Source organism: Corynebacterium sp. NML 150383 (assembly GCF_002285085.1).
GTDB lineage: Bacteria > Actinomycetota > Actinomycetes > Mycobacteriales > Mycobacteriaceae > Corynebacterium > Corynebacterium gottingense.
Genome location: NZ_NSGK01000003.1, coordinates 260744 through 285361 on the forward strand (window position 1 = coordinate 260744; position 24618 = coordinate 285361).

The following is a 24618-nucleotide window of genomic DNA, read 5'->3' on the forward strand; positions in this document are numbered from 1 at the left end:
CGAACCAACTACTTTCCTTCCCCAGCCCGGGTCAGGACCATCACGCCGATGTCCTCGGCGCGGTCATTGTCCGGGCTCAACGTCAGCGTGTCGCCGTTGATCTTGCCCTTGTACTCCAGGTCGCGCCCGGAAAGCGGGTCGGCGAGCTTAAATTCCTCGTCGTCCTGCTCGCACCGGGCGTCGTTGGTTTGGCCGTCCGGCTCGGTGAGCTCCCAGTGGCAGTCACCGCCGTCGATGGTGAGGGTCGCGGCGCCGCCGGGCTGGCTGGCGTCCGTGGAGGTGACGTCACCGGACCAGGAGCCGTCCCAATCGGAGGACGAGCCGCAGCCGACGAGCGCGGTTCCGGCGATCATGACAGTGGCTGAGAGTGCAAGCGTTTTCTTCATGCCACTACCCTAGCCAAACTGGCCTATCCCAGCAGGCGCGCGATGTCCGGGGCGAGCGCGCGCAGCGCCTGTCCACGGTGCGACCGGGCGTTCTTCTCCTCTGGCGTCAACTCCGCCGAGGAGACCGGACGCATCGCTTCGGCTGGCTGCGCGTCGTCCGGGGCGAACAGCGGGTCGTAGCCGAACCCGCCCTCGCCCTGCGGCTCGCGGAGCAGCTGGCCCGGCCAGCGGCCCGTCGCCGTGAACTCGTCGCCGGCGGGGGTGACGAGGGCGCAGCAGGAGATAAACGCGGCGTCGCGAAGCTCGATGTCCTGCATCTGCGCGAGCAACAACCGGTTATTCGCGGCGTCGGCGTCGTCTGCGTCGTGGTCGCCGGACCAACGCGCGGAGAGCACGCCAGGCATCCCGTTGAGCGCAGTGACGGCCAGGCCCGAGTCGTCGGCGACGCAGGGCAGCCCGGTGCGCGCGGCGCCGGCGCGAGCCTTGATCAGCGCGTTGTCCTCGAAGGTCAGCCCGTCCTCTTTCGGCTCCGGGTAGGGTTCGACGTCGCGCAGCGACACCAGCTCAACACCGGCGATGTCCAGCTCGCGCAGCACCTCTTCGAGCTCGCGGAGCTTCCCGGGGTTGTTCGAAGCGACCAGGACTTTTACCATCCCAGCGCCGCCTTCTGGGCGCCGATCAGCTCGTTGAGCCCGACCTCGGCAACATCGAGCATCTCGTTGAGCTCGCTGCGGCCGAAGAGGCCGTGCTCGCCGGTGCCCTGGATCTCCACGAAGTTGCCGCCCTCCTGCATCACCACGTTGAGGTCAACCTCCGCGCGGGAGTCTTCCTCGTACGGCAGGTCGAGGCTCACGCGGCCGTCGATAATGCCAACGGACACCGCAGCGACGGGCTTGAGCAGCGGCTCGCCCGGTACCACGCCGCGCTCCTTGAGCACCTCGATCGCGTCCGCCAGCGCTACGTACGCGCCCGTGATGGACGCGGTGCGCGTCCCGCCATCGGCTTGCAGCACATCGCAATCGAGCTGGATGGTGTTTTCGCCCAGCTCGGACAGGTCCACCGCAGCGCGCAGAGAGCGACCCACCAGGCGGGAAATCTCGTGGGTGCGGCCCTTGACCTTGCCCTTCATGGATTCGCGCGGCATGCGGTCGTGGGTGGCCGACGGGAGCATCGCGTACTCCGCGGTGAGCCAGCCTTCGCCGGAATCCCGCTTAAAGCGCGGCACGCCCTCCTCCACGGAGGCGGTGCACATCACGCGGGTGTTGCCAAACTCGACAAGCACGCTGCCAGCTGGGTTGGAAGTAAAGCCGCGGGTGATGCGCACCGGGCGCATCTCGTTGAGTCCGCGGCCGTCTGCGCGTTTGAAATCAGTCATGCGCCCCAGCCTAACGCACGCCGCGCGCCCTACAGCTCGAAGACGTCCCCCGCGGAGCCAACCACGATCTCGCCATCAAACTCGGCTCGCGCCGCCTCGAGCGTGGCCTGCGTGCTGGTCCACGGCTGGATGTGCACGAGCACCAGCGTCTTCACCCCAGCCTCGCGGGCGATGCGACCGGCCTCTGCGCCGGAAAGGTGCATCCCCGGCGCCATCCCCTCCGAGGTCGGGCCCCAGGCGGCTTCGCAGAGGAAGAGGTCGGCGTTACGGGCGGCGTCGATAAGCGCGGGCGTCCACGCGCTATCCCCGGAATAGGCGATTGCGCGCGAGCCATCCTCAATGCGCAGCGCGTGCGACTCCGCAGCCGGGTGCACGACCTCGAACGGTGTCACGGTCACCCCGCCGAGGGTTTCCGCCTGCCCGGTGCGCCACGCTGCGAAATCGAAGGTGTCTGCGATGTCGTCGATCTGGTCCGGGCCGTCCGCGCTCATCCGGCCAACATGCTCCGGCGTGTAGCTCGGGCCGAACATGCGGTGGCGCGACGCCGCCGGCTTTTCCGGGTGGTAGCGGCGCCACACCAGCAGCGAGGCGATGTCGGAGCAGTGGTCCGCGTGCAGGTGGCTGAAGCACACGTGCGCGTCCGCCGGGTCGAAGTGTTCCTGCATGGCAGCGAGGGCACCGGGGCCGAAATCCAACAGAATGTCGCTGTGCCCGGGCGCGCTCACTACGTAGGAGGAGCCGGGGTTGCCTGGCGCGGCCAGGCTCCCGGAGCAGCCGAGGATGGTCAACTTCATGCGCTTACTGTGCCATGAATCTGCGGGGAATTCTAAACTTCGGGGCATTTTTGCTTATCGACGCCGCACAGCCCCCAAGTTTTGCTCCCCCACTGCCCGCACCTGCGGCCCCAGGAAGCGCGCGGCCAGCCGGTCGAACACCACCGGGTCGCCCGTCGACGCAAACACCCGCTCGGGCGCGCGGCCGCTCTCGGCCTGCGGCGGGGCGAGCATGTCGCGCTCCGTGAGCACGCGCAGCACGTCCTTCGACGTCTCCTCCGCCGAAGAGACAAGCGTGACCTGCTCGCCGATGGCCAGCTGAATCACGCCCGAGAGCAGCGGGTAGTGCGTGCAGCCCAGCACCAGCGTGTCCACGCCTGCGGCCTGCAGCGGTTCGAGGTACCCCTGCGCCACGCCGAGGATCTGGCGGCCGGAGGTAATACCGCGCTCCACAAACTCCACAAAGGCCGGGCACGCCGCCGCGGTGACCTGCAGGTCGGACTTGAGCGAAAAGAGGTCCTGGTACGCCCCCGACTTGATGGTGCCCGCGGTGCCGATGACGCCTACCTTGTTGTTCCGGGTCGTCGCGATCGCGCGGCGCACGGCGGGCTGGATGACCTCGATGACGGGGATGTCGTACCGCTCGCGCGCATCGTGCAGGAATGCGGCGGTGGCGGTGTTGCAGGCAATGACGAGCATCTTGCAGCCCTGGTCTACGAGCTGGTCGCCGATGCGCTGCGCGTGCGCGCGCACGTCTGCGATCGACTGCGGACCGTACGGACTGTGGCCCGTATCGCCGATGTAGATGATTGCTTCATCGGGCAGCTGATCCATCACGGCGCGCGCGACGGTCAGCCCTCCCACGCCTGAGTCGAAGATGCCGATCGGGGCGGTATTTCCCCCGCTGGTTCCGTTGCTACTCCCACTGTGCTGTTCCATGGGTGCCATTGTGCCACCCGTGTCGCCGCGCTAGTAGCCCGCCTGTTTCCGAGCCTTCTTCGCCTCGCGCTTGGCCACCAGCTCCGGCGGGTCGTCCGAGGTGATGATCATGCCGGCGAAAAATCCGCCGATGGCGCCGAAGAGGTGTGCCTGCCAGCTCACGCCGGGCGTGCCCGGCAGCACGCCCAGGATCAGCCCGGAGTAGAAGAACGCGAGCACGAGGCCCAGCGCGATCTGCGTCCCGGATCGGTTGAAGATGCCGCGCACCAGCAGGTAGATCAGCCAGCCGTAAATGACGCCCGAGGCGCCGAGGTGGTTGGTACCAATCCCGCCGAACAGCCAGGTGCCCAGCCCGCTGAATACCGTGGCAAACGTCGTGACCTCCCAGAAGACGCGCTTGCCCGAGTAGCCGATGAGAAACGCGAAAATCGCTCCGGTGACCGAGTTACCCACGATGTGCTCGAGGTTGGCGTGCAGCAGCGGGGCGGTGAAAATGTGCCAGATGCTCACCAGGTCGAGCGGGTGGATGCCCCAGTACTGCAGGAGCCCTCCGAACAGCCCCTCGTTGAGCAGAAACACCGCCCAGATCACCACCAGGTAGCCGATGGCGAATGTGAACCCCGTGCGCCGCTGCTTCTTACGCTTGGTCCGTTTATCTTCCGGCTGCACGCCGTCCGGGAATGCGGGCAGCTGCGTCTCAGGGTGCGAAAACGGCCGCTGGAACGGCTTGCCGTAGCCGGGCTGGTGGGTCTGGCCGTAACCCCAGCCCGCGCCCTGGTAGGGGTTACTGGGTGGGGTCGGGCCGCTGGTTCCGTAAGGATTGTGTGTCATCGCTAATAAGTGTAGCCGGGGCGCTCGCCGACGCGCTGAGCAAGCTTATCGACGCCCACCAGCAACCACGTCCGACCACGCCGTCACCCCGAAACCGCCCGTGGCACTGCACACCGCGTCCACGATCGCTGCCTCCACCGCGTCCGCCGCGGCACCGCCAAGGTGCGCGAGCGCTTCCGGTGCCAGCGGCTGACCGGCGTCGCGCTGCCCACCCGCGTCTTGACCATCATCTTTCGGGACGGAGACGGCGAAGAGGGTGTCGCCGTCCAGCGGCGAGTGGGCGGGGCGGATCGCGCGGGCGATCCCGTCGTGCCCCGTCATGGCCAGGCGCTGCAGCTGCGGCACCGGGAGGTCCACGTCGGTGGCCACCATGCCGATGGTGGTGTTCAGCCGCGGGTCCGGCGCGCCGCTGCCAGGGGCGGGCCGCTGCAGGGTGCGGTACCGCTCGAGGTCCACGGCGGGTTTCGAAGCATCGCCAAACAGTAGCCCCGTCGCGGGGTCAACCACCGACCCCACCGGGTTTGCCACCACCGCGGCGGTCACCGTCGCGCTCCTGCGCGCCCCGGGAAGTTCCACCGCGCGGGACGCGATGCCGAAACCGCCGCGCAGGACGCCGGCGGTCGCGCCGCAGCCGGCACCGACACTGCCCGACGCCAACGGCTCGCCCGCGGTGTCCTCCAGCGCTGCCGCCACGGCCGCGGCCCCGTCACTCGCAGTTGGGCGGTGCGACGGATCACCGACGGCAAGGTCGAAAATGACGGCTGCGGGGACGATGGGCACGCGCGGGCCCGGCACGCCCTCGCCGAAGACTGGGAACCCCCGCCCGCGCGACTCCAGCTCGCGCATCGCTCCGTCGGCGGCGGCCAGGCCGAACGCGGAACCGCCGCACAGCAGGATGGCGTGGACTCGCTCGACCGTGTTGTGCGGGGCGAGCAGGTCGGTCTCGCGAGTGCCCGGCCCGCCGCCGCGCACGTCGACAGCGGCGCGCATCCCGCGCGGGTCGGCGGCGACGAACGCGGTCACACCGGTGTCGCCCAGGGAGAGATGGGCCGCGGGAAGGATTGGGGCCACGGTGGCGTCGACAAGCATCTGTTTACTCGCAGAGCACGTCGACGAGGGAGTCCTGGCAGAACGCGAGCCACTCCATGAGGCGCTCGCGATCCTGGGCCTGGCCCTCGCCGCCGCGATCATCCGCGGACACGTAGAGGCGCATGTCATTGAGCGCGGCGACGAACTGGTGGGCCTCTTGCTCGTCGATGCTCACCTCCACGCCGCCGTTGGGGCCCAGCATGTCATTGATCACCTGCATGTTCATCAGCTTCGCACGGATGATGTCGTTCTCGTGCAGGCTGCGGAGCAGGCCGTTGTCGCCGTCGAACTCCTCGTCGCCCTCGCGCTCGAAATCGGGCAGCAGGCGGGCCAGCTTCGGGTCCTCCGGTGCCTCGGTGTGGCCCGTGGACATGCCGACCATCTCTGCAAACTCGTCCTTCGGCGCGGACTGCGCGCGCGAGATGAGCGCCTCCGACACGGTCGCGGTGAGGTCGCCGATCACCTCGCGTTCCAACGGATCGAACTCGGTAGTGAACTTCACGCCTGAACGCATCAGGCCTTTCTTCTTACGCCACGGTTGCATAGCTCTACCCCGCCTGCTGCATCGTCGCCCACAGGCCGGCGGTGTGCAGCTTCTTCACGTCGCCCTCGACCTTGTCCTTCTCACCCGAGGAGACCACGGCCTTACCCTCGGTGTGTACCTGCATCATCAGCTCATTCGCGCGCTTGCGGTCGTAGCCCAGCACCGTCTGGAACACGTAGGTGACGTAGCTCATCAGGTTGACCGGGTCGTCCCACACAATGCACATCCATGGCAGGTTCTCTCCGGCCGCGACCTCAACCTTCAGGTCCTCCTCAAGGTCCGGGGTAGCCATCGGCGAGCTCATCTGCGGCACTCGGCTCGCGGCTGAACTCGCTTCCGGGCTCATGTCCGGGCTCATGTCCTGGCCCATGTCCTCGCGCGTGAATTCGCAATTCATGCGGACCAGCCTACCGGTTGTTTCCCGCACGTGTGCCCCGGGAGGTTGCTAGGATCAGGGCCCATGCGGAACATCCCCAGCCTCCAGGAGCTGCCTGTCTCCACCGAGCAGTTGCTGCGTGCCGTGCTTGCCGTCCTCGGCATCGTCAGCGCAGTCGCCCTCACCGTGGTCAGCGCGCAGCACTCCGACGGCTCCTCGCACGCGGACGGGCGCGGCGACAGCTACGTCGATCCCGACTTTGACACCGGGCAGCAGCTCGAGGAGATCCGCACCGACTTCTTCACCGCCATCGCCCAGTTGCGTATCGACGACACACTGCCCCCAGTCAGCCTCGACCCCGAATTGCAGCGCACCGCCCAAGCCCAAGCAGAGGGCAACGCGGTCACCGGTGAGCAGCCACCGCTGGATGCCGGCGAGAAGACCGCGCAGGTCTCCGCCCACCTCCCGGTAGAGCAGGCCTCCGGCTACGAGTTCTTCGAGCTGTTCACCCACTCGCCCGAGCACATGGAGGTGCTGCTGGATGATCGCCACCGCGACGTGGGCATCGGCGTGGCCTACGGGCGCGGCGATGTGTGGGTCGTCGTGGCGTTTGCGGGATAGCCCCGAAGAGCCCCTTCCGCGCAAATAAACGCGACGCGCGCGACCAGGGCGTAGTCTGTAAGACCATGACGAACTCCACGCCGGACTCTACAGCGTTTCTGACCGACATGTACGAGCTCACCATGCTCGACGCCGCACTGAAGGACGGCACCGCACACCGCCAATGCGCGTTCGAGGTATTTACCCGGCGCCTGCCCGGCGAGCGCCGCTACGGTGTGGTCGCCGGCACCTCGCGCGTGATCGACGCGGTAGAAAAGTTCCGCTTCACGCAAGACCAGATCGACGCGGCCGACTTCCTGTCCGACGAGGCCAAGGACTACCTGGCCAACTACCGGTTCTCGGGCGACATCGACGGCTACCGCGAAGGCGACATCTACTTCCCCTACTCCCCCATCATGACGCTGCGCGGCACCTTCGCCGAGTGCGTCATCCTGGAAACAGTCATCCTCTCCATCCTGAACTCGGACTCCGCTGTCGCCTCCGCCGCCTCCCGCATGGTCTCGGCGGCAGACGGCCGCCCGATCATTGAGATGGGCTCGCGCCGCACCCACGAGCAGTCCGCCGTGACCGCCGCCCGCGCCGCCTACATCGCCGGGTTCGAGGCCACCTCCAATATGGAGGCGTCGCTGCGCTACGGCATCCCGCCGTCAGGCACCGCCGCGCACTCCTGGACGCTGCTGCACGTGGACGAGGACGGCACGCCGGACGAGAAGGCGGCGTTCAAGGCGCAGATTGACCAGCTGGGCGTAGATACCACGCTGTTGGTGGACACCTTCGACATCACCAAGGGCGTGGCCAACGCCATCGAGGTCGCGGGCACGGAGCTCGGCGCGGTGCGCATCGACTCGGGCGATCTGGGCATCGTGTCGCGCCGCGTGCGCCAACAGCTGGACAAGGCCGGCGCGTTTAACACCCGCATCATCGTCTCCTCCGACCTCGACGAGTTCGCCATCGCCGGGCTGCGCGGCGACCCGGTCGACGGGTTCGGCGTGGGCACCTCCGTGGTCACCGGCTCCGGCGCCCCCACCGCCGGGCTCGTGTACAAGCTCGTCGAGGTGGAGGGCCACCCGGTGGCGAAGCGCTCGTCGGGCAAGCAGACCTACGGCGGCGCGAAGACGGCGCTGCGCGGCTACCGCGCGTCAGGCGTCGCTGTCGCCGAGATCGTCTACCCGCTCGACGCGGAGATCACCCGCAAGCCCAACCTGGATTACCACGAGATCGTGGTGCCAATGGTGCGCGGCGGCAAGCGCCTCCCCGAGTACGACGAGCAGCACGGCAGCCTAGAGCAGGCCCGCACCCTGCACGACGCGGCGCGCGGCACCCTGCCGTGGGAGGGCCTCGCGCTCTCGCGCGGCGACGCCGCCATCCCGACGCGATTCGTCGGCTTCCCCGACCCGCTGGACTAACACCGACCCCGCTACACTTTCACGGTGTGAGCACGCGCGAGGAAGAAGAAGGCACCACCACCGGCGACGTTCCCCTGAGCGGGGAGACGCTGGAATTGTTGGGCGCTGTCGTCGATAAGCTTGGGGGTGCAACGCGCGAGGGGCAGCAACGCATGGCTGAGGCCGTGGCGCGCGCACTGGACACGGAGCGCCACCTCGCGGTGCAGGCCGGCACAGGTACCGGCAAGTCCTTCGCCTACCTCGTGCCCGCGGTGCGCTACGCGCAGGCCAACGACACCACGGTGGTCGTCTCCACCGCCACGCTCGCGCTGCAGCGCCAGCTGGTGCAGCGCGACCTGCCGCGCCTTGCGGACGCGCTCGAGCCGCACTTGCCGCACCGCCCCACCTTTGCAATTCAAAAAGGCCGCAATAACTACGTCTGCCTGAACAAGCTCGCGCAGGACGAGCCAGAGGGATCGCTTATCGACGAATCCGAGCTCTCCTGGACCGGCCGCCACGTCAAGCGCGTGGCCGAGTGGGCGCAGGAGACCGAGACCGGCGACCGCGACGACCTCTCCCCCGGCGTGCCGGACCTGGCATGGCGGCAGGTCTCCGTGACCTCCAACGAGTGCCTCGGTGCGGCCCGCTGCCCGCACGGCGAGGAGTGCTTCGCGGAGCTCGCGCGAGAGAAGACGCGCGACGTGGACGTCGTGGTGACCAACCACGCGCTCCTGGCCATCGACGCGCTCGCGGATTCCAACATCCTGCCCGAGCACGAGGCCGTGCTCATCGACGAGGCCCACGAGCTGGACGCGCGCATCACCTCGGTGGCCACGAACGAGATCTCCGCCCGAGCGCTCACGCTCGCGGCGCGGCGCGCGGACAAGATCGGCGGCGACGGTGACAAGCTCGAGGAGGTCAAGGACGACTTCACCGCGGTGCTCGACCTGGAGCAGCCCGGCCGCTGGGAGCGCATCTCCGACCCGGCCCGCGGCGCGTTCGCCGCGCTTCGCGACGCGCTCTGGGCCACCCGCACCAGCATCGCGGACAGCCCCGAGGGCGAATCGGAGAACAACCCGGAGAAGTTTGCCGAGCGCACGAACCTGAAGAACCACCTCGGCGACCTGCACGACGCGGTCGTACGCATCCTGGGCGTGTTTGACGAGGACGACCCCGCCAAGCACACGGACGTGGTGTGGCTGACCCGCAACGACCGCTTCGGGGACTCCGTCGCCGTCGCTCCCCTGTCCGTGGCGGCCCTGCTTCGCGAGAACCTGTTCGGCGAGCAAACCGTCGTGCTCACCTCCGCTACGCTCACGGTCGGCGGCAACTTCGACGCGATGGCCGCTGCCTGGGGCCTGCCGTCCGGGTCCTGGGACAGTCTGGACGCGGGCACCCCATTCGACCCGGCGAAAGCCGGCATCCTCTACACCGCCCGCCACCTCCCAGCCCCCGGCCGGGACGGGCTGAGCCGCGAGACTCTGGACGAGATCGCCACCCTCATCACTGCCGCGGGCGGGCGCACCCTCGGGCTGTTCTCCTCGCGCCGCGCCGCCGAACAGGCCGCGGAGGCGATGCGCGCGCGACTCCCCTTTGACATCTTTGTGCAGGGCGAGGACTCCACCGGCGCGCTCGTGACCGCCTTTGCCAACGCGGAAAACTCGTGTCTGTTTGGCACCCTGTCGCTCTGGCAGGGCGTGGACGTGCCCGGCAGTTCCCTCTCGCTCGTGCTCATTGACCGCATCCCCTTCCCCCGCCCCGACGACCCGCTCCTCCAGGCGCGCGCCAACGCCGCCGACGCCGCCGGCCGCTCCGGGTTCATGGAGGTCTCCGCAACCCACGCGGCACTCCTCATGGCGCAGGGTGCCGGCCGCCTGCTGCGCTCGGTGGACGACCGCGGCGTCGTCGCCGTGCTGGACAACCGCTTAGTCACCAAGCGCTACGGCGCATTCCTCCTGCGTTCGCTGCCGCCCTTCTGGCAAACCGACCGGCTCGACGTAGTCACCGGAGCGCTCAAGCGCTTGGTCGCCCGCTAGCCGGGTCTCCCGCTCTCCGGATCGAACGCGCCCGGCGGCAGCGTGAGCACCGTCATCGAACCGGGAGCGACCTCAGTAAAGCCCGCGTCGCGCACCGGCACCGCGCCCGGGTGCGCCGCGCAAGCGGCGAACACGTCCGCAGGCACCTCGCGCACGTTTAGCGGGCACCCGGCGGCAGCCCACTCGCGCACCTCGCCCTCCGGACGCGCTGCCGCGTACAGCATCGACGCGTGCCCCACCTGCGCCGCCGCCTTCCCGGCCGTCATCTCGAGGGACGCGTCCACCGCGATCGTCGGCGCGGTCGGGTCGAACGGGAGCGGGCCCTCGTCGGCCGGCAGGTCCGTGCCGCGGATCTGCAGCTTCGCCAGCTCGTGCGGCACCTCGGACACCGCGGAGGGCACGAACGCACGCACGCTGCCGACGGTCACGCCGGGCAGCGCCTGGACATCGTCCCACGCCTTGTTGCGGGCGCGCCGCGCCACCTTCCGGATCCTGCGGGAGTACCACGCCTCGAGCCGTTCGCGCCAAAACCCGTCGCGCTCGGCCCGCTCGTCGAGGCAGACGAGGAGGGCGGCACGTGCGGCGTCGATAAGCATGGCGTTGCGAGCGGGCGGGTCCTGCTTCGGCAGATTGATGGCCATTTGCATCGCCTGCACCGCCGCGGGGTCGTCGGGGTCGCCGGAGCCTTTGCCTATCGACGCCGCGAGCAACCCGTGCGCCGACGCCGTCACAGCGGGCGCCTGGTGTCGATGCCCGCGGCCGCGTCGGAGGAGTCGATCTCCTCGCGGGGAATGCCCAGGATGTAGAGGACCTCGTCCAAGAACGGGAAGTTCACCGACGCGTCCGCGACCTCCTTGAGGGCGGGCTTGGCGTTGAACGCAATGCCGAGGCCGGCGCGGGAGATCATGTCGATGTCGTTGGCGCCGTCGCCCACCGCGACCGTCTGCGAAAGCGCCAGCCCGGAGTCCGCGGCGAACTCGGCGAGGAAGTCCGCCTTGGCCTTGCGGTCCACCACCTTGCCGATGACCCGGCCGGTGAGCTTGCCGTCCTCAATCTCCAGCGTGTTGGCGCGCACGTAGTCCAGCTCGAGGTCCGCGGCGAGGTCCTCCAGCACCTGGATGAATCCGCCGGAGACGACCGCCGTGCGGTAGCCCAACGAGTTGAGCGTGCGGATGGTGGTGCGGGCGCCCGGGGTGAGCTCGATGTCGGCGGCGACACGGTCGATGACGGAGGCGTCGAGCCCAGCCAGTGCCTTCACGCGCTCGCGCAGCGACTCCTCGAAGTCCAGCTCGCCGCGCATCGCGCGCGCCGTTACCTCGGCCACCTCCGCTTCGCGGCCGGCGTGGGCGGCGAGCATCTCGATCACCTCGCCGGTGATCAGCGTTGAGTCGCAGTCGAAGCAGACGAGGCGCTTCGCGCGCCGGTGCAGGCCTGCGTGCTCCATCGCCACGTCCACGCCGAGTTCGCCGGAGAGCTCGGCCAAACGCTTGCGCAGCTCCTGGGCATCGCCAGGTGTGTAGTCCGGCATGGTGATGCGGAATTCCAGCCCGGTTACCGGGTACTGGGCAACGCCGCGGATGGCGTCGATGTTCGCGCCCACGGCGGCGAGCTCCGCGCCGAGGCGGGAGATGGCCTCCGCGCTGACCGGGTTGCCCAGGGCCACGAGCACGTGCGTCGAGCGGGGGCGCGACACCGCGCGGGCTTCCGCGTGTGTCTCGATGTTCACGCGCTGGCCGTACTCCCATAGCCCATCGCGAAGCTCTCGCTCAACCTGCGTGAGCGAGTGAGGGTCCATGCCTACCAGGGCCGCGAGCATCATGCGTCCGCGGAAGTCTGTCTGGGAGACGTCGAGCAGCTGCACCCCGTGCCGTGCAAGGACGGTAAAAAACTCGGCGGAGACGCCGGGGCGGTCCGGGCCCGAGGTGGAAATCACCGCGGGCTTAAGACCCGGTTGCAGTTCGACTTGGAAGGCTGGCTGGTTGGTCACAAACCAGGACGATAGCACAGCAAAACCCCTCACCGAGGCGGTGAGGGGTAATTACTGTCAGGGGGTTCGCGCCAAGCGAATTACTTGGTCACAGCGGTAGAACCGGTGGTTGCGGACTCGCCCTTCCAGGTTGCCGGGCCGTCTGCGTGGTGGCCGGCGTGCGCCTCGCGGCGCAGGGTCTCCACCATGTGCGGGTAGTGCAGCTCGAACGCGGGGCGCTCGGAGCGGATGCGCGGCAGCGCGGTGAAGTTGTGGCGCGGCGGCGGGCAAGAGGTTGCCCACTCGAGGGAGTTGCCGTAGCCCCACGGGTCGTCCACGGTGACGACCTCGCCGTAGCGCCAGGACTTGAACACGTTCCAGATGAACGGCAGCATACCGATGCCCAGGATCAGGGCGCCGACGGTGGAGACCTGGTTCAGGAAGGTGAAGCCGTCGGTGTCCAGGTAGTCGGCGTAGCGGCGCGGCATGCCCATGTTGCCCAGCCAGTGCTGGACCAGGAAGGTCATGTTGAAGCCGATGAAGACCAGCCAGAAGGACAGCTTTGCCAGGCGCTCGTCCAGCATGCGACCCGTCATCTTCGGGAACCAGAAGTGGACGCCGGCGATTGCGGAGAACACCACGGTACCGAACAGGGTGTAGTGGAAGTGCGCGACCACGAAGTAGGAGTCGTGCAGGTGGAAGTCCAGCGGCGGGGACGCCAGCATGATGCCGGTCAGGCCACCGAAGAGGAAGGTGAACAGGAAGCCCATCGCCCACATCATCGGGGACTCGAAGGTGATGTGGCCGTTCCACATGGTGCCGACCCAGTTGAAGAACTTCACGCCGGTCGGCACGGCGATGAGGAAGGTCATGAAGGAGAAGAACGGCAGCAGGATCGCGCCGGTGGCGAACATGTGGTGCGCCCACACGGCCATGGACAGGCCCGCGATGGCCAGCGTTGCGAAGACGAGACCGATGTAACCGAAGATCGGCTTACGGGAGAAGACCGGGACGATCTCGGAGATGATGCCGAAGAACGGCAGCGCCAGGACGTACACCTCCGGGTGGCCGAAGAACCAGAACAGGTGCTGCCACAGGACGGAGCCGCCGTTAGCGGTGTCGTAGATGTGGCCGCCGAGCAGGCGGTCGTACAGCACGCCCAGTGCCGCGGCGAGCAGCAGCGGGAAGATCATCAGCACGATGATGGAGGTGACGAACACGGTCCAGGTGAAGACCGGCAGGCGGAACATGGTCATGCCCGGTGCGCGCATGGTCAGCACGGTGGTGAGCATGTTGATCGCGGAGGCGACGGTACCAACACCGGTTGCGCCCACGCCGACGATCCAGAGGTTGGCGGAGACGGACGGGGTGTGGACAGCGTCAGCCAGCGGCATGTACATGGTCCAGCCGAAGTCGGCCGCACCACCCGGCGTGATGAAGCCGGAGAGCATGGCGACAACGCCGACGGTGGTGATCCAGAAACCGAAGGCGTTCAGGCGCGGGAAGGCCACGTCCGGTGCGCCGATCTGCAGCGGCAGGATGTAGTTAGCAAAGCCCCAGACGATTGGGGTACCAAAGGCCAGCAACATCACCGTGCCGTGCATGGTGAACAGCTGGTTGAACTGCTCGTTGGACAGGAACTGCATGCCCGGGTGGAACAGCTCAGCACGGATAAGCAGCGCCATGAAACCGCCGAGGAAGAACCAGACGAAGGACATGATGATGTACATGATGCCCAGTTCTTTGTGGTCGGTCGTGGTCAGCTGCTTGTAGATTTTGGAGCCACGGCGAGCGTGTCCCGTCGGCTCCGGACGTGTCGGCGGGACATGATTGTCCAGCCTTGGCGCCACAGCGGTCATTCGATCCTCCTGACTTCGGCTCGCCACCGCAATGGCGGCGAGGCCTTGTTAGATACCGAATCATCATATGTGATCGGCTCATGGAATTGCCAGCCCTCCCAGGCCAGCTACAGGTTAAACAATAGGCCCTTGCGTCACATCGTGCGCGCCGGTCCGCGGGAGCCACGCGCGATTGGCAGGGATTGCCCCGCGTGCGCGCCCACTCCCCCGCCGAGGTGGGCGCGACACGCCCAAACACCTCGACAGATTGCCGGTTGACCCCATGCGTGGTCAACCGCGTGTCACGGTCCCCCGTTGTATATCAAACGAAAGGTTGAGGCTTATCGACGCTCACGTGGTCGTCGATAAGCGTGCCCCTAAAAGTCCCAATCCTCATCGGCGGTGTCCTCCGCCTTGCCGATGACGTAGGACGAGCCGGAGCCGGAGAAGAAGTCGTGGTTCTCATCCGCGTTCGGCGACAGCGACGCGAGGATCGCCGGCGACACCTTGGTCTCATCCGCCGGGAAGAGCCCCTCGTAGCCGAGGTTGTTCAGCGCCTTGTTGGCGTTGTAGCGCAGGAAGCGCTTGACGTCCTCGGTCCAGCCGAGCGGGTCGTAGATGTCCTCGGTGTACTGCTGCTCGTTCTCGTAGAGGTCGTAGAGCAGATCGAAGGTGTACTCCTTCAGCTCCTCCTGGCGCTCCGGGGACTCCTCGCGCAGCGCGACCTGGTACTTGTAGCCGATGTAGTAGCCGTGCACGGCCTCATCACGGATAATGAGGCGGATGATGTCGGCGGTGTTGGTCAGCTTGGAGTGCACCGACCAGTTCAGCGGCAGGTAGAACCCGGAGTAGAAGAGGAAGGACTCCAGCATCACGGAGGCGATCTTCTTCTTCAGCGGGTCGTCGCCGCGGTAGTAGGACTTGACGATCTTCGCCTTGCGCTGCACCTGGGCGTTTTCCTCGGTCCAACGGAATGCGTCGTTAATCTGCGGCGTGGACGCCAGCGTCATATAGATATTGCTGTACGACTTCGCGTGCACGGACTCCATGAAGGCGATGTTGGTATACACGGCCTCCTCGTGCAGCGTGCGCGAATCCGGGATCAGCGACACCGCGCCGACCGTGCCCTGGATGGTGTCCAGCAGGGTCAGGTTCGCAAACACGCGCATGGTGGCGAGTTGTTCCGCGTCATTGAGCGTGTTCCAGCTCGGGATGTCGTTGGACACCGGAATCTTTTCCGGCAGCCAGAAGTTGCCGGTGAGGCGATCCCACACCTCCTGGTCCTTTTCATCCGGAATCTCATTCCAGTTGATCGCCTTAATCGGGTTCGGGTGGCTATCCAGGTATGCCTGATATTCCTCACTCATGGCTCACATCCTAACCAATTGTCTTCTTCCCCACCGCACCGCGCGTCACGCGATTTTGTTTACCCCCGTTGAGGACTAGGATAATGGTAGTTCTATTTCTCGTTTTCCCACCATATGAGGTTGAATTCCATGGCCGCACCCCAGGAACCTTCGGCGGAGCCCCTGCTTACGTCGATCCTTGACACCCTCGGCGAGCAAATCATTTCCGGCGCCCTCGAACCCGGATACACCTTTACATTGCAGGACTTATCCTCCAGGTTCGGCATCTCTCGCACCGTTGCCCGCGAGGTCATGCGCGCGCTCGAACAGATGGGGCTCGTCTCCTCATCACGCCGCGTAGGCATTAAGGTACTGCCGCCCGAGCACTGGGCGGTGTTCGATCAGTCCGTGATCAAGTGGCGCCTCTCGTGCGCCGAGCAGCGCCCCGCGCAGATTACGTCGCTCAACGAGCTGCGCACCGCCGTCGAGCCGGTCGCCGCGCTGCTGGCCGCCAGCCACGCAACGCCTGCGCAATCGGCCCGCCTGCTCGAGCTCGCGGAGCTGCTGGTCAACCTTTCCGAGGCGGGCGCCGGCAACACGCAGGAATTCCTCGACGCGGACAAGGAGTTCCACACGCTGATCCTGCACGCATCTGGCAACGAGATGTTTTCCACCTTGGCGGAACCGATCATGCACGTGCTCGAAGGTCGCACGCGCTACGGCATCATGCCGGACGATCCCTCAGTGCCCGCGATGCGCATCCATGTCGACCTGGCAAAGGCAATTAGCGACGGCGACGCCTCCGCCTCCGAAGCTGCCTCCCGCGACCTGCTCACCGGGATCAAAACCTTCCTGGCGATCTAATAGAGAGGTACAAAAAGGGGCCTGCCCGCCGAAGTCGGCGCGCAGGCCCTCTTTACGTGTCGGGGCCCGGTCGTGTGCCAGCGGCAGCTCTGTCGGCTACAGCATGCAGGACACGCAGCCCTCGACCTCGGTGCCTTCCAGCGCCATTTGGCGCAGGCGGATGTAGTACAGGGACTTGATGCCCTTGGTCCATGCGTAGATCTGCGCGCGGTTCAGGTCGCGGGTGGTGACCGTGTCCTTGAAGAACATGGTCAGCGACAGGCCCTGGTCCACGTAGCGGGTCGCCACTGAGTAGGTGTCCACGATGGCCTTGTAGCCAATCTCGTACGCGTCCTCGAAGTACTCCAGGTTGTCGTTGTCCATGTGCGGCGCCGGGTAGTAGACGCGGCCGATCTTGCCTTCCTTGCGGATCTCAATCTTGGAGGCGATCGGGTGGATCGACGAGGTGGAGTTGTTGATGTAGGAGATGGAGCCGGTCGGCGGCACCGCCTGCAGGTAGCGGTTGTAGATGCCGTCGCGCGCCACGTCCTGCTTCAGCTGCTGCCACTCCTCCGCGGTTGGTGCGGCGATGTTGGAAGCGTCGAAAAGCGCCTTGACCTTGTCGGTCTTGGGCTGGAAGTCGGCCGTGTCGTAGCGGTCGAAGAATTCGCCGGTGGCGTACTCGGACTTGTCAAAGTCGGCGAACGCCTGGCCCTTTTCCACCGCGATCTTGTGGGACGCACGGATTGCCTGGAACATCACGGCGGCGAAGTAGGCGTTGGTGAAGTCGAGTGCCTCCTCGGAGCCGTAGTGGATGTGCTCGCGGCCGAGGTAGCCGTGCAGGTTCATCTGGCCAAGGCCGATGGCGTGCGAGGCGTCGTTGCCCTCGCGCACGGACGGCACGGAGTTAATGGCCGTCTTGTCCGCCACGGCGGTCAGCCCGCGGATGGCGGTCTCGATGGTGCGGGCAAAGTTGTCCGAATCCATCGTCATCGCGATGTTCAGCGAGCCCAGGTTGCAGGAAATGTCGTGGCCGACCTCCTGGTAGGTCAGGTCCTCATTGAGCTCGGAGGCGGAGTTGACCTGGAGGATCTCGGAGCACAGGTTGGACATGTTGATGCGGCCGGTCTTCACCGGGTTCGCGCGGTTCGCGGTGTCCTCGAACATGATGTACGGGTAGCCGGACTCGAACTGGATCTCCGCCAGCGTCTGGAAGAACTGGCGGGCGTTGATCTTGGACTTGCGGATGCGCGGGTCCTCCACCATCTCCTCGTACTTTTCGGTCACGGAGATGTCGGCGAAGGGCTTGCCGTAGACCCGCTCGACGTCGTACGGGCTGAACAGGTACATGTCGTCGTTGCGCTTGGCCAGCTCGAAGGTGATGTCCGGGATGACCACGCCGAGCGAGAGGGTCTTGATGCGGATCTTCTCGTCCGCGTTCTCGCGCTTGGTGTCCAGGAACTTCATGATGTCCGGGTGGTGCGCATTCAGGTACACCGCGCCCGCGCCCTGGCGCGCACCGAGCTGGTTGGCGTAGGAGAAGGAGTCCTCCAGCAGCTTCATCACGGGGATGACCCCGGAAGACTGGTTCTCAATGTGCTTGATCGGCGCGCCGGACTCGCGGATGTTGCTCAGCAGCAGGGCGACGCCGCCGCCGCGCTTGGACAGCTGCAGCGAGGAGTTGATGGCGCGACCGATGGACTCCATGTTGTCCTCGATGCGCAGGAGGAAGCAGGAGACGAGCTCGCCGCGCTGCGCCTTGCCGGCGTTGAGGAAGGTCGGGGTGGCGGGCTGGAAGCGGCCGGTCATGATCTCGTCCACGAGCGCGGACGCGAGCTCCTCATCGCCGTCGGCGAGGAAGAGCGCCGTCATCGCCACGCGATCCTCAAAGCGCTCGAGGTAGCGGCGGCCGTCAAACGTCTTCAGGGTGTAGGAGGTGTAGTACTTGTACGCGCCGAGGAAGGACTTAAAGCGGAACTTGAAACCGTAGGCGCGCTTGAACGTCTCCTTCACAAATTCCCAGTCGTAGGCGTCCACGACGTGCGGCTCGTAGTACTTGTTGTCCACCAGGTACTTCATCTTCTCTTCCAGGTCGTGGAAGTACACGGTGTTCTGGTTCACGTGCTGGAGGAAGAACTGATTGGCCGCTTCCCGGTCCTTATCAAACTGGATGTGGCCGTCCTCGTCGTAGAGGTTCAGCAGCGCGTTGAGCGCGTGATAATCCAACTGGTCGGTGGTATTCACCGGTTCCGGGACGACTTTCCCGTGCTTATCCGAAGCAGAAGCGTAGGTGGACACAGCAGAGCCTTTCATTCACGTTTGTCGGATCTCTAGGTTACAAGTTTGAGGTTTCTTGCGCTCGGGCGCAGGGCGCGCGCACTAGGCGCTGCGCGGATCGCGCAGGTATTTCGCCTGGTACTTGGCGCGCAGCGCGTCGAGCCGGTCCCCATTATCCGCGGGAAGCGGCTGCAGCGCCGCCTGTTGCCTTTCGCTCAACGGCGTGAGCCCGAGTGCCACCGCGTTGTGGATCAGCGAGCCGCGCACGTGCGCCACGTCGTCCCACGTCCCCATCAGCTCGAAGCGGTAGAGGTAGGGGACGTTGCACTTGCGCGCGATAATGTCGCCAGCCACGCAGTAGTCTGGGCCGAAGTTCGAATTGCCACCCGCGATCACACCGCGCAGCTGCGACCGGTTGCGCGGGTTGTTGAGGAAGCGGATGACTTGCTTGGGCACGGGCCGTGATTGAGCATTGCTTATCGACGCCCCTCCCCCGTACGTCGGACACACCAGCACAAAGGGCTCGTCCACCTCGAGCGGTGCCTCCGCCCTGCGCAGCGGGATCCGCGCGCTGGGCAACCCGACCTTTTCTACGAAACGTTTCGTATTTTCCGTCGTCGAGGAAAAGTACACGACAAGCATGCTCGCTCCAGGTGTTGAATTGTGCAGGTGGTGGGGTGCGCGCCCCGCCCAGGGCGCGCCGTGCGGCTCGCGCGGAGCCGCTTAGGCGGCGGGCTTCAGGCCGCGGATGCGATCCGGGCGGAAGCCGGACCAGTGCTCACCGTCCACCTCGACGATGGGTGCCTGCAGGTAGCCGAGCGCCATGACGTAATCACGAGCCTCCTCGTCCACCGAGATGTCGACGAGGGAGTACTCCAGACCAGCCTTATCAAGGGCCTTGGTGGTTGCCTTGCACTGCATGCAAGCGGGCTTCGTGTACACGGTGATGGACATAACCTGTAGCTCTTTTCTGTCGCGTTTACGGGAAGATGACGGGGTTTCCTCGGCGCTGATTCCTACCTCAGCGCAACACCAAGAAACACTATACCTTGGGGCAATTTCTGGCAAGTGATACTACATGTAGTAGTTACAGGGCTGGTATTCCCAGGATAGGCCCCAGGAATTACCCACATGTAGTCCGCTATAACCACTCCCGCACCAGCAAACGGGTTACATCCGTGCAATTTAATTTCACAAAAGCCAACACCCCGCCACCGGCCGGACGGAAATCCGGTTGGTGGCGGGGTGTTTGGGCGGGCGGTGAACTAGCCCTGGCGAGCCTTGAAGCGCGGCTCCTTCTTGTTGATCACGTAGACCTTGCCGCGGCGGCGTACAACCTGGGCGCCCGGCTTGTTCTTCAGCGACCGAAGCGACTTGCGGACCTTCATCGGGCGCTCCTTTCTTCTCGAGGTTTCATTGACCTGCGACCTCATGCCCAGCCGCAGCACGCTACCAGCATGCTGCGCGGTGCCGGGTCGCGACACGTCGGTTAAGGTTACACGTTCTTCTGCCCAGCACCAAAACGCTGGCGCATCTCCGCGGCGACGTCGTCAAGACTGCGCCCCATCGTCTCCGGGACCCGGCGCGCCACGAAGACGGAGGCGACCACGCCGAAGACCGCAAAGAGGCAGAAGGTGAAGGTGGCAGAGGTGGCGTCGACAAGCGGGAGGAAGAACTGGGCGACCACCCAATTCATCACCCATAGCGCGAGCCCGGCCAGGCCCATCCCCACGCCGCGGACCTGTGGGGGCACCAGCTCGGAGATGAGCAGCCACGTCGTCGGCGAGACCGCGGCCTGTTGCGAGGCGATGAACCCCGCCATGCAGGCGAGCGCCACCCACGCCAGGGCCGCATTCCCCTCCGCGGCCCGGAACATCACGGCGAGCGCGACGAGGAAGACCACGTTGCCCGCCAGACCGAGGAGCAGCAGGCGCGTGCGGCCGATCCGGTCCACCACCTGCAAGCCAACCCAGCAGGCGACCACGGACACCAGTCCAATGACGATGGAGGTGTAGACGGCGTTTTCGGTGGAGAGACCGACGGTCTCCATCATGGTGGGCGCGAAGTAGACGATCGCGTTGACGCCGGTGACCTGCTGCGTCACACCGAGCAGCGCGGCGACGAGGACTGTGGAGCGCAGCCAAGGGGTTCGGCGGAGGGTGCGCCATTCCCCGGCACTGGCGGCCTGGCGCGTCTGGGCGTCGTCAAGCAAGAGCTCCTCGAGCTCATCCGAGCCCATGCCGACGCGCGCCGCAGTCACCTCCGCCTGCCGACGTGCCCCGCGACGCGCCTGCCACAGCGGGGTTTCCGGCAACAGGAGCATGCCGACCGCCAGCGCGGCGCCCGGGACGGCGGCGAGGCCGAGCATCCACTGCCAGCTGCCCGTGTGCGCGAGCACCGAGTTGACCAGGTACGCGAGGAGCTGGCCGACCACGATCATGAGCGTGTTCAGCGAGACGAGCTTGCCGCGGAACTTCGCCGGCGACATCTCCGCGATGTACATGGGCGTGACGATTGAGACACCGCCGACCGCGATCCCGAGAAAGGTGCGCGCCGCCGCCAGCGCCCCGACGCCGCCGGCCAGTGCGCACCAGACGGAGCCGAGGACGAAGAGGGCGCCGCCGACGATGAGTGTGCGGCGGCGGCCGAGCGCGTCAGCAACCGCGCCGCCGCCGAGGGCGCCAATGGCGGCGCCGACGAGCAGCATGGACGTCACCAGCCCCTCCTGCCCCGGGGACATGCTGAACTCAGGGGTGATAAAGAGCAGCGCGCCGCTCATCACGCCGGTGTCGTAGCCGAACAGGAGGCCGCCGAGCGCTGCCGTGGCGGCGACGGTGCGCACGTAACGTGGTGCGCGAGTGTTGTGAACCATGTCCCCCAATATGGCTGACGGCTACGATGGATGTCATGTCTGAACACGACGAAAACCTGCAGCAGGACATCATAAACGCCCTGGGTGTGCGCCCCTTGATCGATTCAGAGGAGGAGGTGTCGCGCCGCGTTGACTTCCTGGTTGACTACCTCGCAGCCTCAGGCGCGACCGGCTTCGTGCTGGGCATCTCCGGCGGACAGGATTCTACCCTTGCGGGCAGGCTCGCCCAGCTCGCGGTGGAGCGGCGTCGCGCCGAGGGCGCCGAGGCCACGTTCGTCGCGGTCCGCCTCCCGCACGGCGTGCAGGCCGACGAGGACGACGCGCAGCTCGCGCTCCAGTTCATCCGCCCCGACGAGACCGTCACCGTGGACATCAAGCCCGCCACCGACGCGCTCAACGCGCAGGTCGCCTCCGCCATTGGGGTGGACGGCCTCGGCGACTTCAACAAGGGCAACGTAAAAGCCCGGCTGCGCATGGTGGCCCAGTACGCCATCGCTGGCGAGCGCGGCTTCCTGGTCATTGGCACCGACCACGCGGCGGAGAACATCACCGGCTTCTTCACCAAGTTCGGCGACGGCGCGGCCGACCTCCTCCCGCTCGCCGGCCTGAACAAGCGCCAGGGCGCCGCGCTGCTCCAGCACCTCGGCGCCGCCCCGCGCCTGTGGGAGAAGGTGCCCACCGCGGACCTGGAGGAGGATCGCCCGGCGCTGCCCGATGAGGAGGCGCTCGGCGTGAGCTATTCGCTTATCGACGATTACCTGGAAGGCAAGCAGGTGCCCGCCGACACCGCGGCGCGCCTGGAACACCTCTGGCGCGTCGGCCAACACAAGCGCCACCTGCCGCCGGGGCCGACCGAGAACTGGTGGCGCTAGCTGCTCTTTCCGGCCCCTGTGCCGAGGGCGTCGAGGGTGTCGAGGGCGGCGCGGACCAGCGCCGAGCCGTAGCTCGGGCCGTGGGTGGTGGCGTGGACCGCGAGCGGGTGCAGCTGGTGAACCGGGATGCGGGCGCGCCAGCCTGACCCAAGCGTGCCGCCCACGCCGAGGTACCCGTCCACGATCGCGTCGAAGTACGGAGCACCGAAGAGCTCCAGCATGGCGATGTCCGTCAGCGGGTGCCCGCCGTGGGCGGCCGGGTCGATGAACCTCGGCCCCTCCGGGCTAAACAGGAGGTTGCCCGCCCACAGGTCGCCGTGGATGCGCGCGAGCGGGGCGTCCTCGTCCTCGGCCAGGAGCGCGTCGCAGGCACGCTCAACCTCGACGAGCTCGTGCGCGTCCAGGTTGCCCACGGCGTGCGCCGAGCGCGCGAACGGCAGCACGCGTTGGTTGACGTAGAACTCGGCCCAGCGGTCCGTCGGCACGCAGTCCTGCTCAAGGCGCCCGATGAAGTTCGGCCCCTCCCACCCGGTCGGCGGGGCGCCGAACGCCGGAGCACCCGCGGCGTGGATCGCAGCCAACTCGCGGCCGGCGCGGAGCGCGGCGTCTCGAGTTGGGCGTGCGGGTTCGACGGATTCGATGGTGAGAGTGTTCGTGGCGTCGTGAAGCGAAAGGACCTCGACCACGGCCTGCGATCCCTCGCGCAGCCAGCGAAGCCCCGCCGCCTCGGAGGCGGCGGACCCCGGCGCGCTGCCGTGCTTGGTAAAGCCCTTACACATCAATGCCCTCCTTGCCCAGCAGGTAACGTTTCGCGTCGGTCCCGCCACGGTAGCCGCCGAGACCGCCGTCCGCGCGCAGCACCCGGTGACAGGGCACGACGATGGGCAGCGGGTTGTTCGCGCAGGCGCCGCCAACCGCGCGCACGGCGTTGGGGTTTCCCACCTGCCCGGCGAGCTGCTTGTAGGTGGTGGTGGCGCCGAAGGGGACGCGGGCGAGCTCCCGGAGGACCTCGGTGCGAAACCCCGACGCAAAACGGAAGTCCAGCGGGAGCGTGAAGCTCGTGCGGTGGCCCGCGAAGTACTCCGTGAGCTGTTGGGCGGCCAGCGGTACTTCAGCGGGGCGGTCGGCGCGGTCGCGCTCGGCGTCGATGTCGTCGCACTCGAAGAGGACCTTGGCCAACCCCTTCGGTGTCACGACGAGGCCCAGGCGGCCAATTGGGGAATCGATCTGGTGGAACTGCAGCGTGTCCATGGGCCCCACCGTAGCCTGCAAACGGCCTGCTCGCCGGGGGCGCATTCGATACACTCCAAGCTATGCACAAGAAACTTGCAAGCATTACTCTTCTCCTCGTTGCATCAGCCGCGGCGCTCGTGGGGTGCAGCGATTCCTCTTCCGAGACGATCGCGGGGACAAACCCGCCTATCGACGCCACCGTGTGCGACGGCGACGCCGGCTGCGAATCCGACATGCGCGACTTGAGCCACAAGCTGGTGGATGCCGACGACGCGAACGGCGACGGCGTTATTGACCAGGAAGAGCTCGACGCGGCACGCGACCGAATGGATAAGGAATCCGCGGAGCAAGCGGCGTCCGAATCGAGCGCGGCAGCGGCAGCTTCCGAGTCTGCAGCCGCAGAGGCGTCCCGCTCCGCGCAGGCGCGCGAGGAGGCGGAGCAGTCAGCGGCGGCAGCGTCCGAGGCAGCCGCAGCGGAAGCGCGCAACCAGCAGCAGGCGCCCGAACCAGAGCCGGCACCCGCGCCGGTACAAGAATCTCCGCAGCAGGAGGCGCCAGCGCAGCAGGCTCCTGTTCAACAGGCTCCTGCCCAGCCCGCGCCGCAGCAGGGCGGGCCGATCATGGAGTGGGCCACCATGGGCCCCTACGCCTCCGAGTGGACGTGCGAGCAGGCGCGCAGCCTCTGGCCGGTGGACTCGAGCGCTTGCTACACCGGGGCCGACGGCAGCGCCTACTTCGAGGGCATGCGCCAGGCTGCGCAGTAGGCAGCCCGGCAGTGGGGATTACGTCGGCTGCGCTCATACAATCGGCACCTCAAGGTTGACGAGAACAGCTTGACGAGGGTGCGACGAAACCTCCGCATCTTCGTCATCCGGTCCTCGTCAAACAGGGGTTAAGCGACAAAATGTGTGCTTTTTGAGCTATAGATTCCCGGTCTTACCTCCGGCTACGGCGGGAAAGTGCTCGTCGAATCGGGATTCCTGGCTTGCAACATGAAGGTCCACCACTCCAGCCAT

At 66.7% G+C, this 24618-nt stretch carries 26 protein-coding genes; 6 read left to right on the forward strand and 20 right to left on the reverse strand.

Going from position 1 to position 24618, the window contains the following annotated elements; translation table 11 throughout:
- Nucleotides 1-8: 8 nt before the first annotated feature.
- From CKJ85_RS05165 to clpS, 9 genes are read right to left on the reverse strand one after another with little or no spacing between them, the layout of a single operon-like run.
- The gene (locus tag CKJ85_RS05165; protein WP_095553641.1) at nt 9-386 is read right to left on the reverse strand and encodes a hypothetical protein; all 378 of its coding nucleotides are present in this window, start codon (nt 384-386) and stop codon (nt 9-11) included.
- A 23-nt stretch (nt 387-409) separates the two neighbouring features.
- Nucleotides 410-1039, reverse strand: a complete 630-nt coding sequence (gene rdgB, locus CKJ85_RS05170) for an RdgB/HAM1 family non-canonical purine NTP pyrophosphatase (protein ID WP_095535359.1) — start codon at nt 1037-1039, stop codon at nt 410-412.
- The gene (gene rph, locus CKJ85_RS05175) at nt 1033-1761 is read right to left on the reverse strand and encodes a ribonuclease PH (protein WP_095275373.1); all 729 of its coding nucleotides are present in this window, start codon (nt 1759-1761) and stop codon (nt 1033-1035) included. Before rph ends, rdgB begins: the two co-directional genes overlap by 7 nt.
- A 29-nt stretch (nt 1762-1790) precedes the next feature.
- Nucleotides 1791-2555, reverse strand: a complete 765-nt coding sequence (locus tag CKJ85_RS05180) for an MBL fold metallo-hydrolase (RefSeq protein ID WP_095553642.1) — start codon at nt 2553-2555, stop codon at nt 1791-1793.
- Nucleotides 2556-2609: 54 nt separating this feature from the next.
- Nucleotides 2610-3473 carry a glutamate racemase gene (gene murI / locus CKJ85_RS05185; RefSeq protein ID WP_095553643.1) on the reverse strand — a complete coding sequence of 288 codons (864 nt, stop codon included), beginning with the start codon at nt 3471-3473 and terminating at the stop codon, nt 2610-2612.
- A 30-nt stretch (nt 3474-3503) separates the two neighbouring features.
- Nucleotides 3504-4304, reverse strand: a complete 801-nt coding sequence (locus tag CKJ85_RS05190; RefSeq protein WP_095547453.1) for a rhomboid family intramembrane serine protease — start codon at nt 4302-4304, stop codon at nt 3504-3506.
- A 45-nt stretch (nt 4305-4349) separates the two neighbouring features.
- A complete protein-coding gene (locus tag CKJ85_RS05195; protein WP_095553644.1) occupies nt 4350-5393 on the reverse strand; it encodes a P1 family peptidase in 1044 nt (347 codons plus the stop codon).
- Nucleotides 5394-5397: 4 nt separating this feature from the next.
- The gene (locus CKJ85_RS05200) at nt 5398-5937 is read right to left on the reverse strand and encodes a DUF2017 domain-containing protein (protein ID WP_095553645.1); all 540 of its coding nucleotides are present in this window, start codon (nt 5935-5937) and stop codon (nt 5398-5400) included.
- 4 nt (nt 5938-5941) lie between these two features.
- Complete coding sequence (gene clpS, locus CKJ85_RS05205; RefSeq protein WP_173783196.1) at nt 5942-6241, reverse strand: ATP-dependent Clp protease adapter ClpS; 300 nt, start codon at nt 6239-6241, stop codon at nt 5942-5944.
- 156 nt (nt 6242-6397) lie between these two features.
- Between clpS and CKJ85_RS05210 the strand changes: the two genes are divergently transcribed.
- The 3 genes from CKJ85_RS05210 (at nt 6398) to CKJ85_RS05220 (ending at nt 10355) form a co-directional block, all read left to right on the forward strand.
- Nucleotides 6398-6934, forward strand: coding sequence for a CAP domain-containing protein (locus CKJ85_RS05210; RefSeq protein ID WP_095537386.1), 537 nt, complete (start codon nt 6398-6400; stop codon nt 6932-6934).
- A 65-nt stretch (nt 6935-6999) separates the two neighbouring features.
- Nucleotides 7000-8340 (forward strand): nicotinate phosphoribosyltransferase, encoded by a 1341-nt coding sequence (locus CKJ85_RS05215; RefSeq protein ID WP_095537387.1) that lies wholly within the window; start codon nt 7000-7002, stop codon nt 8338-8340.
- Between the two features lie 26 nt (nt 8341-8366).
- Complete coding sequence (locus CKJ85_RS05220; RefSeq protein WP_233126959.1) at nt 8367-10355, forward strand: ATP-dependent DNA helicase; 1989 nt, start codon at nt 8367-8369, stop codon at nt 10353-10355.
- Here the strand turns inward: CKJ85_RS05220 and CKJ85_RS05225 are convergent.
- The 4 genes from CKJ85_RS05225 to nrdF form a co-directional block, all read right to left on the reverse strand.
- Nucleotides 10352-11086, reverse strand: a complete 735-nt coding sequence (locus tag CKJ85_RS05225; RefSeq protein WP_233126960.1) for an aminoacyl-tRNA hydrolase — start codon at nt 11084-11086, stop codon at nt 10352-10354. The two genes, CKJ85_RS05220 and CKJ85_RS05225, sit on opposite strands and share 4 nt — an antisense overlap.
- Nucleotides 11083-12342, reverse strand: a complete 1260-nt coding sequence (gene serB / locus CKJ85_RS05230) for a phosphoserine phosphatase SerB (RefSeq protein ID WP_095537388.1) — start codon at nt 12340-12342, stop codon at nt 11083-11085. Before serB ends, CKJ85_RS05225 begins: the two co-directional genes overlap by 4 nt.
- Before the next feature lie 80 nt (nt 12343-12422).
- Nucleotides 12423-14180 carry a cytochrome c oxidase subunit I gene (gene ctaD / locus CKJ85_RS05235; protein WP_095547456.1) on the reverse strand — a complete coding sequence of 586 codons (1758 nt, stop codon included), beginning with the start codon at nt 14178-14180 and terminating at the stop codon, nt 12423-12425.
- 356 nt (nt 14181-14536) lie between these two features.
- Nucleotides 14537-15526, reverse strand: coding sequence for a class 1b ribonucleoside-diphosphate reductase subunit beta (nrdF, locus tag CKJ85_RS05240; protein WP_095547457.1), 990 nt, complete (start codon nt 15524-15526; stop codon nt 14537-14539).
- A 129-nt stretch (nt 15527-15655) separates the two neighbouring features.
- Here nrdF and CKJ85_RS05245 point away from each other — a divergent pair, with 129 nt between their 5' ends.
- Nucleotides 15656-16369 carry a FadR/GntR family transcriptional regulator gene (locus CKJ85_RS05245; protein WP_095547458.1) on the forward strand — a complete coding sequence of 238 codons (714 nt, stop codon included), beginning with the start codon at nt 15656-15658 and terminating at the stop codon, nt 16367-16369.
- Between the two features lie 96 nt (nt 16370-16465).
- Here the strand turns inward: CKJ85_RS05245 and nrdE are convergent, their stop codons facing one another.
- The 5 genes from nrdE to CKJ85_RS05270 all read right to left on the reverse strand — a co-directional run bounded on the left by nrdE (nt 16466) and on the right by CKJ85_RS05270 (nt 21497).
- The gene (gene nrdE / locus CKJ85_RS05250; protein WP_369825023.1) at nt 16466-18646 is read right to left on the reverse strand and encodes a class 1b ribonucleoside-diphosphate reductase subunit alpha; all 2181 of its coding nucleotides are present in this window, start codon (nt 18644-18646) and stop codon (nt 16466-16468) included.
- Nucleotides 18647-18727: 81 nt separating this feature from the next.
- Nucleotides 18728-19267 (reverse strand): class Ib ribonucleoside-diphosphate reductase assembly flavoprotein NrdI, encoded by a 540-nt coding sequence (gene nrdI, locus CKJ85_RS05255; RefSeq protein ID WP_095547459.1) that lies wholly within the window; start codon nt 19265-19267, stop codon nt 18728-18730.
- An 81-nt stretch (nt 19268-19348) separates the two neighbouring features.
- Nucleotides 19349-19579, reverse strand: coding sequence for a glutaredoxin-like protein NrdH (gene nrdH, locus CKJ85_RS05260; RefSeq protein ID WP_095275361.1), 231 nt, complete (start codon nt 19577-19579; stop codon nt 19349-19351).
- A gap of 311 nt (nt 19580-19890) precedes the next feature.
- Nucleotides 19891-20013, reverse strand: a complete 123-nt coding sequence (gene ykgO, locus CKJ85_RS05265; RefSeq protein WP_005511141.1) for a type B 50S ribosomal protein L36 — start codon at nt 20011-20013, stop codon at nt 19891-19893.
- Nucleotides 20014-20120: 107 nt separating this feature from the next.
- Nucleotides 20121-21497, reverse strand: a complete 1377-nt coding sequence (locus CKJ85_RS05270; protein ID WP_095547460.1) for a sugar porter family MFS transporter — start codon at nt 21495-21497, stop codon at nt 20121-20123.
- Nucleotides 21498-21523: 26 nt separating this feature from the next.
- Here CKJ85_RS05270 and nadE point away from each other — a divergent pair, with 26 nt between their 5' ends.
- A complete protein-coding gene (gene nadE / locus CKJ85_RS05275; protein ID WP_095553646.1) occupies nt 21524-22369 on the forward strand; it encodes an ammonia-dependent NAD(+) synthetase in 846 nt (281 codons plus the stop codon).
- Here nadE and CKJ85_RS05280 read toward each other — a convergent pair.
- Entirely contained in the window at nt 22366-23148 is a 783-nt protein-coding gene (locus tag CKJ85_RS05280) for a fructosamine kinase family protein (RefSeq protein ID WP_095553647.1), read from the reverse strand. The two genes, nadE and CKJ85_RS05280, sit on opposite strands and share 4 nt — an antisense overlap.
- Nucleotides 23141-23620 carry a methylated-DNA--[protein]-cysteine S-methyltransferase gene (locus CKJ85_RS05285; protein ID WP_095547463.1) on the reverse strand — a complete coding sequence of 160 codons (480 nt, stop codon included), beginning with the start codon at nt 23618-23620 and terminating at the stop codon, nt 23141-23143. Before CKJ85_RS05285 ends, CKJ85_RS05280 begins: the two co-directional genes overlap by 8 nt.
- Nucleotides 23621-23682: 62 nt before the next feature.
- On the opposite strand from CKJ85_RS05285, the gene CKJ85_RS05290 reads away from it, so the two are divergent.
- Entirely contained in the window at nt 23683-24366 is a 684-nt protein-coding gene (locus tag CKJ85_RS05290) for a hypothetical protein (protein ID WP_143340161.1), read from the forward strand.
- Nucleotides 24367-24618 lie beyond the last annotated feature (252 nt).